At 49.3% G+C, this 18,724-nt stretch carries 13 protein-coding genes, 1 pseudogene and 1 riboswitch; of the genes and pseudogenes, 6 read left to right on the top strand and 8 right to left on the bottom strand.

Annotation, left to right across the window (positions count from 1 at the left end):
* Positions 1-73: 73 nt before the first annotated feature.
* The 4 genes from AAIG11_RS05330 to AAIG11_RS05315 all read right to left on the bottom strand — a co-directional run bounded on the left by AAIG11_RS05330 (position 74) and on the right by AAIG11_RS05315 (position 5,029).
* A complete protein-coding gene (locus AAIG11_RS05330; protein ID WP_343185204.1) occupies positions 74-1,036 on the bottom strand; it encodes an ABC transporter permease in 963 nt (320 codons plus the stop codon).
* The gene (locus AAIG11_RS05325) at positions 1,033-2,235 is read right to left on the bottom strand and encodes an ABC transporter permease (protein WP_343185203.1); all 1,203 of its coding nucleotides are present in this window, start codon (positions 2,233-2,235) and stop codon (positions 1,033-1,035) included. Before AAIG11_RS05325 ends, AAIG11_RS05330 begins: the two co-directional genes overlap by 4 nt.
* The gene (locus AAIG11_RS05320; protein ID WP_343185202.1) at positions 2,228-3,766 is read right to left on the bottom strand and encodes an ABC transporter ATP-binding protein; all 1,539 of its coding nucleotides are present in this window, start codon (positions 3,764-3,766) and stop codon (positions 2,228-2,230) included. The genes AAIG11_RS05325 and AAIG11_RS05320 overlap by 8 nt, the downstream gene beginning before the upstream one ends.
* Positions 3,767-3,874: 108 nt before the next feature.
* Positions 3,875-5,029, bottom strand: a complete 1,155-nt coding sequence (locus AAIG11_RS05315; RefSeq protein WP_343185201.1) for a BMP family lipoprotein — start codon at positions 5,027-5,029, stop codon at positions 3,875-3,877.
* A 192-nt stretch (positions 5,030-5,221) separates the two neighbouring features.
* Between AAIG11_RS05315 and AAIG11_RS05310 the strand changes: the two genes are divergently transcribed.
* A complete protein-coding gene (locus AAIG11_RS05310) occupies positions 5,222-6,394 on the top strand; it encodes a Gfo/Idh/MocA family protein (RefSeq protein WP_343185200.1) in 1,173 nt (390 codons plus the stop codon).
* Positions 6,381-7,028 carry a cupin domain-containing protein gene (locus tag AAIG11_RS05305; RefSeq protein ID WP_343185199.1) on the top strand — a complete coding sequence of 216 codons (648 nt, stop codon included), beginning with the start codon at positions 6,381-6,383 and terminating at the stop codon, positions 7,026-7,028. The genes AAIG11_RS05310 and AAIG11_RS05305 overlap by 14 nt, the downstream gene beginning before the upstream one ends.
* 86 nt (positions 7,029-7,114) lie before the next feature.
* Here AAIG11_RS05305 and AAIG11_RS05300 read toward each other — a convergent pair whose 3' ends face one another.
* Complete coding sequence (locus AAIG11_RS05300; protein ID WP_343185198.1) at positions 7,115-8,164, bottom strand: NlpC/P60 family protein; 1,050 nt, start codon at positions 8,162-8,164, stop codon at positions 7,115-7,117.
* 75 nt (positions 8,165-8,239) lie between these two features.
* Positions 8,240-8,314: riboswitch (cyclic di-GMP riboswitch) on the bottom strand.
* 590 nt (positions 8,315-8,904) lie between these two features.
* Here AAIG11_RS05300 and msrB point away from each other — a divergent pair.
* A pseudogene (msrB, locus tag AAIG11_RS05295) lies at positions 8,905-9,330 on the top strand (peptide-methionine (R)-S-oxide reductase MsrB); the annotation flags it as partial.
* A gap of 85 nt (positions 9,331-9,415) precedes the next feature.
* Here msrB and AAIG11_RS05290 read toward each other — a convergent pair.
* On the bottom strand, positions 9,416-11,401 hold the full coding sequence (locus tag AAIG11_RS05290; protein ID WP_343185197.1) for a methyl-accepting chemotaxis protein: 1,986 nt from the start codon (positions 11,399-11,401) through the stop codon (positions 9,416-9,418).
* 318 nt (positions 11,402-11,719) lie between these two features.
* Between AAIG11_RS05290 and AAIG11_RS05285 the strand changes: the two genes are divergently transcribed.
* From AAIG11_RS05285 to AAIG11_RS05275, 3 genes are all read left to right on the top strand, one after another.
* A complete protein-coding gene (locus tag AAIG11_RS05285) occupies positions 11,720-12,988 on the top strand; it encodes a DNA polymerase Y family protein (RefSeq protein ID WP_343185196.1) in 1,269 nt (422 codons plus the stop codon).
* A gap of 142 nt (positions 12,989-13,130) precedes the next feature.
* Positions 13,131-13,403: a hypothetical protein gene (locus tag AAIG11_RS05280; RefSeq protein ID WP_343185195.1), complete on the top strand. Its 273-nt coding sequence runs from the start codon at positions 13,131-13,133 to the stop codon at positions 13,401-13,403.
* Between the two features lie 148 nt (positions 13,404-13,551).
* Complete coding sequence (locus AAIG11_RS05275) at positions 13,552-14,214, top strand: TetR/AcrR family transcriptional regulator (protein WP_343185194.1); 663 nt, start codon at positions 13,552-13,554, stop codon at positions 14,212-14,214.
* Between the two features lie 341 nt (positions 14,215-14,555).
* Here the strand turns inward: AAIG11_RS05275 and AAIG11_RS05270 are convergent, their stop codons facing one another.
* Both AAIG11_RS05270 and AAIG11_RS05265 read right to left on the bottom strand, forming a co-directional pair.
* Entirely contained in the window at positions 14,556-16,328 is a 1,773-nt protein-coding gene (locus AAIG11_RS05270) for an FAD-dependent oxidoreductase (protein WP_343185193.1), read from the bottom strand.
* Between the two features lie 348 nt (positions 16,329-16,676).
* On the bottom strand, positions 16,677-18,641 hold the full coding sequence (locus tag AAIG11_RS05265) for a serine hydrolase domain-containing protein (RefSeq protein ID WP_343185192.1): 1,965 nt from the start codon (positions 18,639-18,641) through the stop codon (positions 16,677-16,679).
* Positions 18,642-18,724 lie beyond the last annotated feature (83 nt).

Here is an 18,724-nt window from a genome sequence, read left to right as displayed (position 1 = left end):
GCTTTATGGGCTTCATTATATTTCTATCAGTGATCCCTAATGCTTCCACCTGTGGCCCTTCAGTTTATATCCTTTATCTTTTCCCTTTGTCATATATTTCTCCCAAAGACCGGGGAACACGGTTGGTTTTTGAGAAAAAGATGAGCAATATCAATGTCAGCACATAGGGCAGGGTCATGGTGATGTCGTTGAAGGTACTGCTCATCTCCAGCGCCCGGGCCAGCTCATATCCTCCGGACCGGGCAAAGCCAAACAGGAGTGCCGCTCCCAGTGTGGTGGTCATTCCCCAGTTGCCAAAAATGAGGGCGGCAATGGCCAAATAGCCATAGCCCATGTAGATCATGGGTGAGAAGTTGGCTGAAATGGAATAGGCAAAGCTGATGCCTCCCAAGCCTGCCAGTGCTCCCGAAATCACCACCGCCGAAAAACGAATGCGTTCCACATCCACTCCTGCTGCTGCTACCGCATGGGGATTGTCGCCACAGGCCCGCAACCGCATGCCGTAGCGACTCTTTTCGAAGAGGACGTAGGCCGCCACCGCCACCAACACAATGACAATCTGAAAAGGGTACAGGTTTCTGAATATCGCTCCCAGCACCGGTATTTCAGAAAGACCGGGGATGGTGATCCGACTGGCCACGCCCAGCTGAAACCGGTCGGAAGGTGCTTTGAAAATAAGGCTGTTCAACTGCCGGGTGAGGAAGGCCGTGAGGGAGACGCTGAGAATATTGATGACCACGCCCGAGATCACCTGATTGGCCTTGAAGTAGATACACAGGGCAGCGTGAATGGTGGCAAACAAGGCCCCTCCCACCATGGCAAAAATCATGGCAATATAAATTCCCTGGGGCTGAAGCCCAGGAAAAGAACGAAGCACCAGGACCACTGCCAGGGCGCCCGAAAAGGCACCAAAGCCCATAAGTCCCTCCAGCGCCAGGTTGATGATGCCGCTGCGCTCACTATAGATGCCTCCCACAGCAATGATGAACAGGGGGAGTGCAAACGCCAGTCCGTCAATGATCATCCGATCCATCATGCTTCATCTCCCCCTTCTTTCAGGCTGGCCTCCCGGCTTTTTTCCTCATTGTCCGCCGATACTTCCCCCGGTGCAGGGGAAATCGGCTGTTCTTTTTGTTCCAGCCGCTGGCGGTTTACCCGGTAGCGAATATAGGTACCGGTGGCACTGAAGAGAAGGATCAGGCTGGTGATCACGCCGGAGATTTCCCGCACCACGCCCACCTTTGAACTCATATAGGTGGCCCCTTTATCCAGCGTCGTGATGAGCACCGATGCCAGCAGTACTCCCAGGGGATGATTGTTCCCCAACAGAGAGGTGGCAATGGCGTCATAGCCAAGGCCCGCCAGCACTCCCGGCTGCATGGACGCATAATGGCCCAGATAGAAGGTGGCCCCTGCCAAACCTGCCAGGCCGCCACTGATCATCATAGCCGTCACCATGGTTTTTCCGATGTGAATGCCCGCGTATTCCGCCGCCTGCTTGTTGGCTCCCACTGCCTTGATTTCAAACCCCAGGCGGGTTTTATAAAGTAAATAGTACACCAGCAGGGCAGCTGCCACTGCCAGCACAATGCCAATGGACACATCGATGCGAACGCCCCCCACACGAAGATTCTTAAGGGTGAGAGAAGCCGCCGGCTGAATATATTCCGACTGACGGGACACCGGGTTCACAAAATAGCTTTTGATATAATAGCTGGTGACATAGGCGATAATGTAATTCATCATAATGGTGGAGACAACTTCACTGATGTTGAAGCGATGCTTCAGGTAGCCCACCAAACCTGCTGCCAGTGCACCTGCTGTCACGGCGATGATGAGCACCAGCGGCTTTGCCAGGTACCAGGGCAGCTCACTGTAACCCACCAGCAATGTGGCAAAAAAACCGGCCAGCAGCATTTGTCCGGCGATACCGATGTTGAAAAGGCCAGCCCGAAAGCCTACTGTCACCGCCAGTGCGGCGAAAATCATGGGTGCCAGGGCATCAAGAAAGCTGGTGAAATCGGTGAGCATGCCAGTACCGCCCGCATAGTTGGGCTTGGGTACCAGGCCCGCTCCCTGAAGAATGCCCACATAAGCCGCCAGGGGATTTTTTCCCATAAGAAGCATCACCACACTGCCGGCCACTATGGAAAGCACCACGGCAAAAACGGGGATGGAAAGCCACTGCCATTTTTCGTTTCCCAGGAAGGCGATCAGTGGATTTTTTTTATTCATGCTCTTTCACCCCCATCATATAGGCACCGATCTCAATGGCCGTCAGGGCAGACGCCGGCTGAATTTCCAGCATTTCACCATTGTAGATGACGCCAATGGTATCTGCCAGGGCCATGATTTCGTCCAGCTCCAGGGAAATCAGCAGAATGGCCTTTCCCTTCTCCCGTTCCCTTAGAATTTGCTGCCAGGTGTTTTCGATGGCACCCACATCAAGCCCTCGGGTGGGTTGCACAAAAATGATGAGGGGGGTATCCTGTTCGATTTCCCGGGCAATGATCATCTTTTGCTGATTGCCGCCGCTGAGGCTGCGGGTGATGCTGGCCTCCCCCCGGTTACTGCGAATGTCGTAGGTGTCGATGAGGCGTCGCGCGTAACTGACGAAGGCTTCTGGTCTTAACTTTCCGCCTGGTGTTGAAAATGGCTCCTGAAAATACTGCTTCAGTGCCAAGTTATCGCTGATGGGATCTTCCAAAATCAGTCCGTAGGCCTGGCGGTCCTCCGGAATATAGGCGATGCCTTCCAGGTTGCGCTGACGCACCGGGTAATGAGTGATCGCCACCTGATTCAACCGGATGGTTCCGTCAGTGGCAGGTTTGAGACCAGTGATGGCTTCGGCAATTTCTGCCTGTCCGTTTCCGGAGACACCGGCAATGGCAAAAATTTCTCCGGCCCGAATCTGGAAAGAGACCCCTTTCACCACCTCCACCTGATCTTGGCTTTTCACCCGGAGGTTTTCCACTTCCAGCACCACATCCCCAAACACAGGCGCCGGCTTATTGACTTCCAGCATCACTTCCCGGCCCACCATGAGATTGGCCATTTCACGGGTTGATGTGGTGGCCACGTCTCTGATATCCACCAGGCATCCCCGGTTTAAAATCGCACAGCGGTCGGCCACTTCCTTGATTTCTTCCAGTTTGTGACTGACCAGAATGATGGTTTTACCGTTTTCACGAAGTTCGCGGATGATTTCCAGCAGGTACTCGATTTCCTGAGGGGTCAAAATGGCTGTGGGTTCGTCGAAAATCAGAATGTCCGCTTCCCGGTAAAGCATTTTAAGAATCTCCACCTTTTGACGGGTGGCCACATTCACCTGCTCAATCCGGGCCCGGGGATTCACATCCAGCTTATACCGGTGTGACAGAGCCTCAATTTCCTTTTCACTCTCTGTCAGGTTCACGAGAGGCAGAAATCCCAGCGTTTTCTTCACCGGCTCCATGCCCAGCACAATGTTTTGCGCAATGGTGTAGTTTTCCACCAGTTTGAAATGTTGGTGCACCATGCCTACTCCCATGCGGGCTGCCTGACGGGGAGAGTAATCTGTCACCCGCTGGCCTTTAATCCATATGTCACCCTCGTCGGGCTCATAGAGCCCAAAAATCATGCTCATCAATACGGATTTTCCGGCACCATTCTCACCCAGCAGGGCAAAAATTTCCCCTTTTCTGATTTCCAGTGAAATGTTGTCGTTGGCCACAATGCCGGGAAACCGCTTGGTCACGTTTCTGATGCTGATCATTGCATCTTTCATGGGACAGCTCCTTTGCCAAAGGTACAGCATACCTGAGATGAACAGAAAGCAGGAGAAAAACGGTTGTCATTTTTCTCCTGCCGGTGATGCGATGAATTGTCTGAGTGATTAGAGACCGGGGAAATTATCAGGGCTGTGGCCGTTGAAGTTGGCTGAAGGCACAATGGTACCGGCCTGTACCAGCTCATAAACCTCTTCCAGTTTCTCCATGGTTTCTGCTGACAGCTGATGCCGGTCGTCACCCCATACAAATCCGGTGGAATCGGTGTTGGCCCGCAGTAATTCATTGGATCCCTGGAAAGATCCTTCCACAATGGCATTCAGCTGACGTTCCACGTTGATGGACATATTTTTAAGCACCGAGGTGAGAATCACATTGCCGCCGCTGTAAACGCCGTCGTCAAACTGATCCACATCACAACCAATCACATAGATGCCTTCTGCTTCCATGGCGGCGGTGAACACGCCCATACCGGAACCGCCGGCAGCCACAAAGAGAATGTCAACCCCTTCACTGATGAGGGCATTGCCCACCACCTTGCCGGTGGCCGGATCAGCAAAGTTACCCACATAGTTGCCACCCACATTGGTGTTGGTCACGTCTGTGCCGGCATAGGAGGGCAGCTCTACCACCTGGGCACTGGTACCGAAATGCTTGTTGGCATACATAACGCCCGATTCAAATCCCCACTGATAATTCACATTGGAAGGAAAGGCAATACCGTTGACCACGGCCACTTTGCCGGTCTTGGTTTCAAGGGCTGCTGCCACACCTGCAAAGAAACCACTTTCTTCTTCTGCAAAGGTCATGGCGTAGACATTGTCAAAAAGCTCCTGCCCATCCTGAGGTGTCGGGTTGGCATCCACCAGAATGAATTTCTTTTCTGGATTGTCTTTGGCAATACTGGAAATGTCGGCAAACTGGAAGCCGGGTGTGACGATGACATCATAATCTGCCACCACATCAGCCACTGCCTGTACAGCCGCCGCCACATCACCGGTGGTTTCCTGAACCGCATTCACCGTGGCATTGCCGTGATTTTCCACAAAAGCCAGAATTCCGTTGTAATTGTCTTGATTGAAGCTGCCGTCATCAACACCGGAAGGGCTGGTGACAATGGCAATGCGCAGTGCCTCTCCATCTGCCTCTGCCTGGCCTCCATTGCCTGCAGCCGGTTCTGAACCGCCGCCACAGGCTGTGACCAGCATGGCCGCCAACAACAGTACTGTAACTAACATCCACTTGCTTCGTTTTGCTTTCATGAATAAACCCCCTTAATGATTTTTCTTTTTTGATTGTCTGTTGTCAGACAAGTGACAACCTGATATCATCATACCATGAAAGATGTTTTTTTTCATCCATCCTATGCAGGTTTTTCTGAATTATTTCGCCTCAACTGATAAAATAAAACATAAGAACCACTCTGATCAAATATGAGAAAGTAGGTGTGCGCCTTGAAAGCAGCTATTTTAGGCACCGGAACCATCGCCCATACCCACGCGGCCGCTCTCCGGTCCAGCGGCATTGACATTCAGGCGGTGGTCAACCGTCATCTGAGTAAAGCCCAGGCTTTTGGCGAAACCTGGCAGGTGCCTGTGATCACTCAGGACCCCAGCGTACTATTGGCCGATGACATTGACTGTGTTCACATTTGCACACCGCCAACCCTTCACGCTCCCATGATTCGGATGCTGCTGGAAAAGGGAAAGGCTCTTATTTGCGAAAAACCCCTGACCCTGACAACAGAAGAAGCAAGGGATCTGGTGGCACTGACGGAAAACAGGGACAGTATCTGTGCCGTCAATTTCAATGTGAGGTACCATGATGCCTGTCAAAAAGCCCGGAAAATTGTTCAGACCCCTGATTTTGGAAACGTGTTGCTGATTCACGGCACCTATCTCCAGGAGTTTCACGCACTGCCGGCTCCCCCTGACTGGCGTTACCAGCCAGAGCTGGCCGGCAGCATGCGGGCAGTGACAGAAATTGGATCTCATTGGCTGGACCTGGCCCAACACCTCAGCGGACAGCGAATTCAGGCCGTTGCTGCTGTTTTTGGCTGTTTTCACCCAGCGCGCCAGCTCAAAGAAGGCTTGATGACATCGCTTTCAAACACTTCTCCCTCTAAGCAAGCGCCCGAGGATTTATCTCTCACTGGTGAAGAAACCCCGCTGCCTTTGCCCCTTGCTTCCAAACCAGCTCCCCAGGTAATTCGGATTGATTCTGAGGACGCCGCCTGTGTTCACCTGCGTTTCGAGAACGGGGCCATTGGCTCCATGGTGCTTTCTGAGGTTTCCCAGGGGCGTATGAATCACCTGACCATGGAAATAACCGGTACACACCGGAATCTCTGGTGGAATTCAGAAGAGCCGGGAAAGCTTCACCAGGCGGAAAAAGGCAGCGGCATTCAAACAGAGGTGATGGCCTTTGGAGGCGGTTTCACCGACAGCTTCACCCGTCTTTTTCAGGAAGTATATACCGACATTCGTACCGGAAAGAAACCCGATGCTTCCGGGAACGCCAGCTATCCCACCTTTCGGGAGGCTGCGAGAATTGTTGCCCTGTCCAATGCCATTGAAGCCAGTGCCAATGAAGCAGGAAAGTGGGTGACTGTCCATGAACCCTTCTGATGAAATCAGTACCACCCCGCAGCACCGTCTTGTTTCCACCCCTGCGTTCACTGCCGAAGATCTCATTCATCTGCTGAACCTGGAGCCGCTGGAAGGCGAGGGTGGCATGTACCGAAATAACTACACTTCGACAGAAACCCTGCCCCTCCACTGTCTCCCTCTCCGGTTTCGCTCAAAACCGTCTCAGGTCGAAGGCGGGTCAGGCGAGTCGTCAAAAAGCAGCGTTTCAGAAAATACGCCGGCAGCAGAGCGCCCCTTTGGCACCGCCATTTATTACCTCCTCACCGCCGACAGCTTTTCCCATTTCCACCAGCTGAAAGCTGATGAGGTCTACCATTTTTATCTGGGTGACCCCGTGGAACTGTGCCAGCTTCACGAAGACGGTTCAAGTTCTGTGACCCTTCTGGGAAATCAGCTTTTTGAAGGGATGGCCTTACAGCAGGTGGTCCCCGCCGGCATCTGGCAGGGGCTTCGCCTGAAGCCCGGCGGCTCCTGGGCCCTGCTGGGCACCACCATGGCACCGGGGTATCATCCCGCTGATTACACCATCGGCAGCCGTGAGGCACTGATCCAGAGATGGCCGGATCATGCCGAAATAATCCGGGCCCTGACGGGAGAACTTGTCTACAGGTAAAGATGTATTCTTAAAGAAGTATTAAAAAACAGCCAGTCGGCTTGCTCCTTTTGAGCAGACAACTGGCTGTTTCTTGATGTTAGATGTTATAAAATACGGGCCGCTCCATACTGCCGGGGGCCCCAGTAAGAGGGGTCGTCCACCTGGTCGAAAGAAACCGTTCTTCCTGAAGAAGGCGCGTGAATGAATTCATTGTTGCCTACGTAAATTCCCACATGGGAGGGTCCTGACTGATATCCCTGAAAAAAGACCAGGTCTCCCGGTTCCAGTTCATCCATGGAAATCTTCTCCGTCGCCCGATACATAGCCGCACTGCTGCGGGGCAGTGAAATGCCGTGCTGTCCCAGTACGTAAGTGACAAAGCCAGAACAGTCGAAACCTGCAGGTGTGCTGCCGCCCCTCCGGTAAGGAATTCCCTGCAGCTCCAGCGCTGTTTCCAGAATGCTTTCCCGGAGTTTTTCCGCTTCTGCCTCTTGGGTTTCCATGTAACGTGCCGCCGCTGCTTTCATTTCTTCCACCCGGCTCATGGCCCCATCTCCCAGTGATTTGGTCAGCATCACCGATGCCTCCGCCCGGGTGACTTCATTGGCCGGTCTGAACTCACCACTAGGGTAACCGGAAAGCCACCCCTTGGCAACTGCCTGATGCACGTAAGGCTGGTTCGTTTCTTTCACAGCTTCCATATCCGAAAAAACGGTCAAAGGATCCGCCGGCTGTTCCAGCCCCTCTTCTCCTGCAGTTCTCACCAAAATTCGGGCAGCTTCTTCTCTGGTAATGGAAGCATTCATCTCCATCACCGCGGCTTCTCCTGAAGCAATGGCTCCCAACGCTTCTGCTTTGCGCATGTAATTCATTGCCCAGTGTTCCCCCGATGCCGGCATAATGTCATCATGGCGCGCCTTAACGGCCAGCACAATGAACTCAGCCTTGCTGATGGTCTCGTTGGGCTTAAAGGTGCTGTCACTGTATCCCCTGACCACATCCAGACTGGATAGAGTCATCACATAACCGGCATGCCAGTCAGTCGGCCTGATATCTGAAAATGTCATCTCCGGCATTGCCCACGCCTGCAGGCCTCCACTTGTCAAGACACTCAGTGTCACTCCCAAAATAACTCCCGCCACTTTCCTCCGCACATTTCCACTCCCGTTTCCTCATTGATTTCCAATCCGCCAACAACCGAATAGCTGCAAAAAAACAAAAAAACATTCATCGGTAACTGGCTGCCTTGAATAGGCCCTGTAGCTTTGCGTCCTGCAGTTTCCTGCAGTTTGCCTTTTCCTGAATATTTTAAGGTCGTCTCTTTATAGTAGGTGGCTAAATTCACATTCAATCCTCTTGCAGTATATCACAGGGCCTTTGTTATGTAAACCGACGTTTGTCTTTCTTTTTTTGCCCAATAGTCCTACAAAACAGCTGTCTCCAGGTCATTTGTCCCTTTTTCAAGGGGTTTTATGGTGGTTATTTAGTGGTTTTTTTGTAGCAAACCCTTCGTTATCCTGTCTGTTTTGACATTTTTTATTTGAGAATCATTCTCCTGGGTATAAATACAATGTATTATGTATCCTGAAAGAAACCGCCTGCGGCGGTCTTTCAGTTGACTTGCATTAACCAACCCCGAATCGTCATTACAGGCTTTGAAAGCCCCTAATGGCTTTACCCAGATTTGATGGAGGTGATCACTTTGTATGTATTTCATTCCCGCCGTTTATCCCTTTTAGGTGTGCTTTTGTTGATGACCTTACTGTTCTGGCGCTTTCAGCGTCAACAAGACCCTGCCGCAGAAATAGCAGGGGTTGCGAGTGTCGTTGTACCGCCACCACCTGTCGTTTATTTCAGCACCGATCAGTGGCAAGGATTTGAAAAGCCCTCAGATGACCAGCTGAAAGCATCGCTGACTCCTCTGCAATATGAAGTAACTCAGCATAAAGGAACTGAACGGCCTTTTCAAAATGAATTCTGGAACCATAAGGAAGCAGGTATCTATGTGGATGTGGTTTCCGGCGAGCCGCTTTTCAGCTCACTTGATAAATATGACTCAGGATCAGGGTGGCCCAGCTTTACCCGTCCTTTAGTGCCTGAATTGATTGTGGAGGAACATGACAGCAGCTTTGGCATGAAGCGCATCGAAATTCGGAGCCTGCACGGCGAATCCCATTTGGGTCATGTTTTTCCCGACGGACCTCCACCCACCGGGCTTCGTTATTGTACCAACTCTGCTGCCTTTCGGTTTATACCAGTAGATGAGCTTGAAAACGAAGGTTACGGCGAATTTCTTGCCACCTTCTCCTCAAAAGAATGAGTAAAAGCAGCCGGTCTTTAGTTAACCGGCTGCTTTTACTTTGGACAAGGGAAATCATCCCTTGTCCTTCACTATTCTATCCGTTTTACAGCTTGAACTGAAGAATTGCCTGATTCATTTCATCTGCCAGCTCTGACAGGGCATGACTCGCCTGGGCAATTTCATCCATGGCTGCCGTCTGCTCTTCCACCGAAGCCGAAGCTTCTTCTGTACCCGCTGCATTTTCTTGAGAAATTGCTGACAGGTTTTCCACCACTGCAATGATTTCCTGCTTTTTTCTTTCCATTTCCCTGCCTGACACATCCAACTCCTCAATCACCTTTTGCACCTTCAAAACTGATTGATTGATCTTGTCAAATTTTTCCTGCGTTTCATGAATCCCCTTTGATTGCTCTTCATTGATGACAGCCACTTGCTCCATGTTTTTGACAGCTGTGTTTGTCTTATCGTTCAATGTCAAAATGATCGCTTCGATTTCATTCGTGAACAAGCTGGACTGCTCTGCCAACTTTCGTATTTCTTCTGCCACCACCGCAAATCCTCTTCCTGCTTCTCCTGCCCTTGCAGATTCAATGGCAGCATTGAGTGCCAGTAAGTTTGTTTGTTCGGCGATGCTCTTGATCATTCCACTGGCTTTTTTAATGTCCGCCGAACTGTTGTTGGTTTCCACAATGACCTGAGCTATTTCCTCGGCAGCTTCTGAGCTTTCCTGATATTTCTCAATGGTATATTGCAGCGCAGCCATGCCCTCGCTTTTGGCACTGTCCATATTCACGGCAGCCTGAATCAACTCCTGAAGACATTGCTGGTCATGATCAATCAAAAAACCTAACTCATTGATGCGTGAAGCACCTGTTTCTGTCTCTTTTGCCTGGTCTGTGGCTCCTCGGGCTATTTCTTCAATGGTTTTCGCCACTTCATTGGCTGCTGCGGCCGACTGCTGGCTTGTGGCTTTTAGATCTTCTCCAGAAACCGACACATTTTTAGAAGAAGAAAGCACTTTCTGAAGCAGACCAGCCATGTTTTCCCGCATCCGCAGACTTGATCGAATCATATCTCCGATTTCATCTTTTCGGTCTTTGTAAATGGTGATGGTATCATCCGGATTTTCCGTCAAATCATAGCTTGCCATTTTCTCTAATTTTTCAGCAACCGCTTTGACCGGTTTGACAGTGTTACTGCTAATCCAAACTCCTGCAATAACACTTAACAGGACTGCCACCAGTAAAATAAACAATGCCGCCGTCCTGAAAAATGCCAGTTCCGAAAGCAACTCTGCCGCATTCACTTCCACCATTAAGTTCCAACCCTGGGTTCCTTTAATCTGGGAGTTAAGGAGAATCGCATCCTGCCCGCCGACAGCAATTCTTCGATATCCAGAGGCTTGTCCTGCCACTTCCGACATATTCAGCAGGCGATAGGCTTCAACTTCATTGATATTCATGCCCACATTCGTTTCGTCGGGGTGCGCCAGAATCATGCCGCTGTCTGAAAGAATCCAGCCAAATCCCGCATCACTGATACTGATTTCCTCCACCATTTCAGTTATATCAGATAAGTACATTGACCCCGAAACTGCTCCCACCCGTCTTCCCTGGTGATCATTGATACCGTGGGCAATGACCATCAGCATTTGTCCGTCAATGGAACTGGGAAAAGGATTAGTAATAAAAGAATCTACTCCCTGGTTGAAAATCGGCTCCATGTATGCACTTCGGCTAAAATCGAATACCTGTAGGTCGCTGTTGTAGGCAGTGCCATCTGGAAAAACCAGCGAAAGTGTTCCGAAATCGGATTTTTCAAGAACTGTTATCAGGAAAGGCTGTGCTTTTTCTGGGTTCATCTCTTTAACAGCCTCATTTTCTGAGACAAGCATTGTTTCTGCCACTTTTCGCTCCAATAGCAGCTCAATATTTTGTGAAAAACTACCAATCATTTCTTCTTTAAGCTCTTCTGCCACATCGATCACCATATTCGAAGCCATGGTGTACATCACAATCCCCGCTCCCAATAGCAGCAAGATACTTGTCACCAGAAAAGAAACCGTCATTTTCAGCTTTAAGCTTTTCATAGAATTCCCTCCCCCTTCTCATTTAGAATGAATGCTCCTGCCCAAATAAGGCTGTCTGAAAGCAAGTGCCCACTGCATCAGCCTCTTTTGTTGCAAGTGTTGCTGATGCCGTCATAAATTGATATATTGTCATTTCTGTCGGAAGAAGTCTATCATGGTGCTCCAACCATGTCAATTGTAAAACATTTACGCATTGATCATCGGCCTTTCATATATTGCCACCACCTATTCGCCTGTAACAATATGTCACTTCGCCGCCATGCCTCTTATTGACATCGAACTCATGTTCCGTGTATGATGAAGGTGGAGGCGAAACTAATGTTCTATGTCTTTCATGTGGATGTGAACAGTGCTTATTTGTCCTGGGAGGCGGTTTACCGCCTGCAACAGGGAGATTCTCTTGATCTGCGCACCATTCCCGCAGTGGTGGGGGGCAGCGAAGCTGACCGCCATGGGATTGTGCTGGCCAAATCTATTCCCGCCAAGAAATATGGGATTCATACGGGAGAAACACTCTATGGTGCCCGACAAAAGTGTCCGGGCCTGGTGGTGGTGCCTCCCCGTTATGAATTATACATAAAGTGCAGTGAGGCCATGGTGGCCATCATGAACCAGTATGTGCCCCTGATTCAACGGTATTCCATTGACGAGGCCTTTCTGCATTACCAGCTTCCTCCGGATATGATGCCGGGACAAGGAGCAGAAGCCGCCGCTGTGGCGGCCGCCAGGCGCCTGAAGACCCAAATTCGACAGGAACTGGGCTTTACGGTGAATGTAGGCATCGGCCCCAATAAGCTGTTGGCGAAAATGGCTTCGGAGTTCCAGAAACCAGACCAGGTGCATACTCTTTTTCGTCATGAAGTGCCTGAAAAAATGTGGCCCCTCCCGGTACAGGAATTGTTTTTTGTGGGCCGTGCCACCGCCCGAAAGCTGCGGGGGTACAATATTTTTTCCATTGGCCAGCTGGCGGCGACTGATCCCAAATTGATTCACTGCTGGCTGAAAAAGCCAGGACTGCTCATCTGGCAGTATGCCAATGGGCTGGATGATTCTCGGGTGACGGATGAACCCATGCCCGTCAAGAGTATTGGCAACTCCAACACCCTGTCTTTTGATGTGACCGACCGGGCCACGGCCCATCAGATTCTGCTGGCCCTCTGTGAGACTACAGCCATGCGCCTTCGAAAAATCCGACGCTGTGCCCAAGTGATATCTGTGACCCTTCGGTCCAGCGAACTCATCACTTATCGTCACCAGTGTCGTCTGACGTCCCCCACTGATGTCACTTCCCTCCTCTGGCAAGAAAGCTGCCGTCTTTTTGATAATTTTTGGAGGAAAGAACCTCTGCGGCACATGGGAGTACATCTTTCTGATCTTTGCAGTAATGAATATTACCAGTTGTCTCTCTTTCATCAACACCTGGAAAAGCACCACCAACTGGACCGGACCATTGATGCCCTCCGATTACGATTTGGCACCCGGGCGGTTTTTCGGGGCTGTTTCTCCCACTCTCCCATTCAGCCCCTCATGGGTGGAGTACTGCAGGACCAGGAGGCGGAGTATCCCATGATGGTCAGTTATCTGTAATGGCCGGTTGGCTCCGGTGACGAGTTGCTGCTGCAACTACTGTTATGATACATTTTCCAATGGAACGTTTTGTATGGCAACAGGGGGAACTGACTGGCTTTTTCCTGAGATTTCTCATTTTCTCGCTGGGAGGCGAATGTTGATGAAGGTATGGATGCATCCCATTGAAGTCATTGCTTTTTTTGATTCTCAGGGCCTTCCCCGGCCGCTGCGGTACCGCTGGCAGGGAAACGATCAGCCCCATCAGGAGCCTGTGGTGATTAAAGTGGATCGGATTCTTCAGCACCACGAAGAAAAACTGGCAGGGAATCGGATGCTGGTTTACCGCTGCCAGAGTGTGATTCAGGACCTGGAGAAGGTGTATGAACTGAAATATGAGCTGAGTACCTGTAAGTGGTTTTTGTATAAAATGTAACTGTCTCTTTGTTGGTCCCGAGCTCTTTTTAGCCGATCACTTGTGAAATAGCTATGCCACATCTGTCCCTTAACGTATTGGGGATAATGTAGTATAATGAATAGTGTTTATTGAAACTGTTCCCACGATGCCGAAGGATGTGTTGCTTATGCTGGATAAGAATAACATTAAAACTCCCCGTCAAATCAGATCAGAGCAAACCAAGAATCGGATATTTGAAGCTGCACAAGAACTCATCAAGAAGTATGGATTCGAGTACTTAACCGTGAAAAATATTTGCGAGGTGGCCAATGTTTCCAATGGTACCTTCTATCATAATTTCGGCTCTAAAGATGAATTGATGTCCCATTATCTCGTCAATGGATATCAGCAATATCTGGAGCAAATCAATGACCGGGAATCGGAGCCGGATTTTATCAAAAGAATCCTCAATATTTATACTTTTTATGGAAGATACTGTGAAAAAACAGGCGTTGATTTTATAGCAAAATATTATTCAACGCAAAACAAGGCACTCTGCCGCCGTGATTTAGCATATCATGACGCGAAGGATTCAGAGTATAATTCCATCATTGTACAAACAGTTCATGACTTAAGGCGTGCGAAGCAGGATGCTCAACTGAAAAATGAAGTTGATCCCGCTTCCAGTGCTGCTGATCTATGCACCATGGTAAAAGGCATTATTTTTGAGTGGGCTTTAAATGAAGGTAATCTGCCTTTGGAAAGAACGATGAAAAGTATTCTGGGTACTTATTTAATCGGATTATCCAGCAACATGTACCGGCAGAAGTTTTTGAAGAATGATGAGTAGCCCCTTGCCAAAGAGCATTCATGCTTTCATCAGCCTTCCCAAAAGCCAACCGATTCTGTTGAGTCCCCAAAAACAGCGTTTCATTCCTTGAAAAAAACTGACCTTTTTGCTGCAAGGTCAGTTTTTTTATGGCCATCTTCTTTTCTTATGAACGATATTCACCTTGCACCCATGCAGCAGTTTCTTGCATCATAATGTCCTTTTAAAAACGCGATAGATTTCATTTTAAAAAAGAGAATGCATTAATGTAAAAACTGCCAGAAATGTTCCGGCAGTTTTTACCATATTCTATAAAAAGATTACAAAGAGAGGAGCTTGTTCATCGAGTACTTTGAGGGGATTTACTTCAAACTTTGAACCGCTTCCTGACCGGCAATGGTTCCTGTATAAACAGAGACTCCCATGCCTGTGCCAGATGCAGCATACCATTTGCTGAAGGTGTTTCCGAAGACCAACTCTCCCACCGCATAAAGATTTGGAATTACTTCACCAGAAGCATTCAACACTTCCGTATTCTCAGTAATCTTCAAACCAGGAATTGATCCAATGAAAAGCGGTCTGATATTAATGGAGTAAAATGGTGCAGTTGTTAACCCATTAATTTCAGCTGTTTCAATCATTTTTGCCTCATCCACATCCAGTTGTTCTGCCAACGCTTCCAGTGTATCTGCCTTTTTCACCACGCCTGCTTCGACGCCTGCCTCCAATCCCTGAATATTGGAATGTGTGGCATCTGAAATTCCATAAACAACCTTGCCTGTCTGTTGGTTATAGGCAATCAGCTGTTCTGAATAATAGAGACCTTCCACACCAAACTGTTCACCTTCTTGGTTGACAACCATTTGAGGTGTTCTTGTCAGGCTTCCGTATGGACCAAAATAACCGTAATTGTCATTATAACCGCTTAGTCCCATCATCCCTTCACCTACAATAACGGTGTCCAGTTCCCGGGTCATTAAGATGCCATCACCATGACTGCCGGCACCTGTATAGGGAATGGATCCAAGATATTCCGGCGCAAGCTCTTCCACCAATTGATTGTTTCGTGTGAAACCTCCGGTGGCTAAAATGACTTTCTTAGCTTCAATGCGATACCGGCTATCAGGACCTTCCACTTCCACACCGGTGATTTTATCGTTTTCTTCCGTTAGTGACACCACTTTTGAGTTCACTCTCAGTTCTGCTCCATTTTCCAGGGCACTGCCGATGATGGTGTCCATCAGCTGTTTGCCGCCAAAACCAGTGTTATACGGGTAATCTGCATTGATTTTTGCCCAGGCCATGGGCAGCTTTGCATCCGGATGGGCCAGACTGAGGGTTTCTGTGTTAATCTGCAGCCCCTGATCCATCAGATAATCAAAGGTTTCTCCAGAAACTGCATGAATTCTTCTCATCAGTTCTCGATTGAGGGTTGTTCCTGATCTCTCTTCCATAAAAGCAATGTATTCATCAGCAGTGGCATCCATACCCACCATATCGTTGAATGCTGACCCCATTGCCCAGATGCCGCCGCCGTTCACAACAGATGATCCGCCAGGGTAAGCCAGCTTTTCAAGAATGATTACACTGAGGTCACTGTTTCGCCCAATTTCGATGGCTGCTGCCATTCCTGCTGCTCCCGAGCCTACAATGACAACATCTGCCGTTTCTGTTGCTCCTTCACTCAGTGGTGGTCGCTCTTTTTTCACTTTCAGCGCCGCAATATCTGCCCCGGCTTCTGTCAACGCTCGCTCAGTTGCTCCCAAGATTGCATAAGAAGTAATGGTGGCTCCTGTGACCACATCAATTCCAAGTGACTGCTCTTCCACCACTTCTTTAGTAATGGTTTCAATTGCCAGTTCAGCTATTCCCGGGGTGTCTTCATGTTCGATGACTGAAACATCCAGAATGCTGGTTTCATCCACAGTCACTTCCACTGTAACATCTCCACGCATACCCATCATCGTTGCACGGTAACTGCCCGCTGAATAACCTGTCGCAGCTGCGTCACTTTCCTGCATACCCTGTTCCTGTTCGGGTGCTTCCACTGTTGCCGGTGATGCTGCACCCGGACTACATCCTGTTGTGGTAATCAGTAAAGCCACTAGCAGTAAAATACTCATCCATTTCTTCATCTAAACCACTCCTTTAGCATTATGCGCTAGTTTTGTTCTAGTATCTATACTAGAATGCATTCTAATTATATCTGTATGATAAATCCCTGTCAAGCGCTTTCCTTGATCCTTCCAGAAACATCATCATTTAACCTCGAAAGATTCTCGCGTCAAAAATACCCGGATCCCTTGGTGCAGAGAAGTATCTCCTCATGCACCAAAGCCCCAGGCTGCTCTCGCTATTTAATCATAAAGTAATCCCTGCGCAAATTTGATTGCGTCGACACGTGAAATACCATGCTTATAAATGTGATAACTATAACAATTCAGTGGCAACACAATGATCTTTGGTGCTTGCCCTCTGTTGAATCAAACAATATTCCAGAAAATGAACAGCCAGGACAAAGCCCCCGATGCCAGGGCAAAAATTGTGAAGTGGATTCTTCCTGCAGTTTGCCAATAGCCTTTTTTCCATGAAATCACCGCCTGGCAGAGAACCACTGCTGCCAGTGCCACAATAGCATAAGGGATAGTGGCATCCATCATCACACTCAGCTGAGATGGCGGCGTGTAGGCTTCTTGTGGCAACTGATAGACCGGATCAATGTCGCCGGCTGCCATAACGCCCAGTAAAAAGATGAATACCAACAATCCCAGTGCCACTGCTGCTCTTTTAGCCCACCGCGAACCTGATGCTGCCACCGGTTTCAGCCCTTTACTCCTTCGAAATTTTCCTGTCAGTGACTGAACTCCCCAGAATGCCAGGCTGCCTATGATTACCAAGAGGGAACCCATAAGTATTGCCAGGGTGGGGCCGATGCTCTCATACCAGGCGGCCCGGGAATAACTCATGGGCCCACTTGTGATGAGCATGCTTTTTCCCAGGGAATCGGTACTAAAAACAATGGTACGGAAATCACCGCCATGTTTCTGGGCTTGACGTTCCTGAAGGTTTCGGTAAATGCCCGGTTCCATCTCAACAAACCTGTGGGTTTCCCCCATGTTCGTTACCAGCAGATGTCCCGTTTCGTCTGTCATTACCTGAATTCGGCCAAAAATAAGGCTTAAGGCCGCATCTGTATTGGTGAAAGAACGCCTGTTTTGATAATATTCGCCTCCATAAGCTGCTGAACGATCGGCCATCCCCTCCGGTATTTTTAAATCATTCTGTGCCTCCCATGGAAAGTAGTGGTCCATCAATTGGAGAAAGATCCTGTTATTGACCAGCGCGCTCCCCCCACTGTGAGAAATGAAAAATCCGATATTCTCTTCCGGAATCAGGTACAAGCCTGTATCATAAAGCATGGTGCCGCCTGGATGATGGAAAACCTCTCTCCCGTTAAAGGTGGCTTTAATGAAACCGTGAGCCATGCCGTCAAGCTGTGGGTGAGGGGTGGTCGTTTCTCCGAAGATCTGGTCAATTGTCTCTTCCTGAAGAATTTGACCTTCCACTCCCTGCCCACCCTGAAGATAGGCCAACATAAAACGGGCCATATCGTCGGCGGAACTGCTCATGCCCCCCGCCGGCCCCGACACGAACTCAAAGTCGGCTTCCATATATTCTCCATTCACATACCGGTAAGGCTTGGCCGTCTGTTGGGTCATTGCCTCCGGCACAGGTTGCCGGAAAGTGCTGTTGCCCATCCCCAGTGGTTTAAAGATGTGTTTTTCCACATACTCTTCAAATCGCATGCCTGACACCATCTGGACAACGTAGCCCGCCAGGGAAACGCCATAATTGGAGTAAGCAGTGACTTCGCCAGGCAGAAACACCCGGGCCGGACGATTCTCCCGAACCTGTTGGGAAAGAGGTTTCAGGCTGTCTTCTGATATGGAAAAAACAGCAGTCATATAGTCTTCAAAACCTGGGGTATGCGCCATGAGATGGCGCAGGGTAATCGGACCCGCTTTTTCTTGACGCCACCGTCTTTCCAACCGGTTGGGAATTTCAAAATCAAGGTACTCATTTATATCGGTGTCAAGATTCAGCTTTCCCTGTTCAACCAGCTGCATCACCGCCGTCCAGGCAAACAATTTGGACGTGGAGCCAATGCGAAAAAGACTCTTGTCAGGATCAACGGCAGCATTCGTTGCCAAATCCGCAAATCCATATCCTTTGACAGTCAATATGCTGCCGTTATGCACCACGGCCACCGAAAGATTGGGTATGTGATGAGCTTCCATTTCCCTCTGAATCACATCATCCAAAAAGGCTGTGAGCTCTTCTGTTTCCAGGATGGTTGGTGAAGCACTGACAGTCATCGGATTCCCCAAAAGTGTCAGCATCATGCCTATGGCGAAGAATCCTCTCACTTTGTTTTTCAATCGACTCATAATGGCACTCCTTTTTTCATTTCTTATTCAATAAGCAATCACTTTCCTGTTTTTCTGTCATACTGCCTATTTCCTCAGCCCTT

This window comes from Anoxynatronum sibiricum, assembly GCF_039414295.1.
GTDB lineage: Bacteria > Bacillota > Clostridia > Peptostreptococcales > Tindalliaceae > Anoxynatronum > Anoxynatronum sibiricum.
This window is presented reverse-complemented; position numbering and strand designations above follow the sequence as displayed.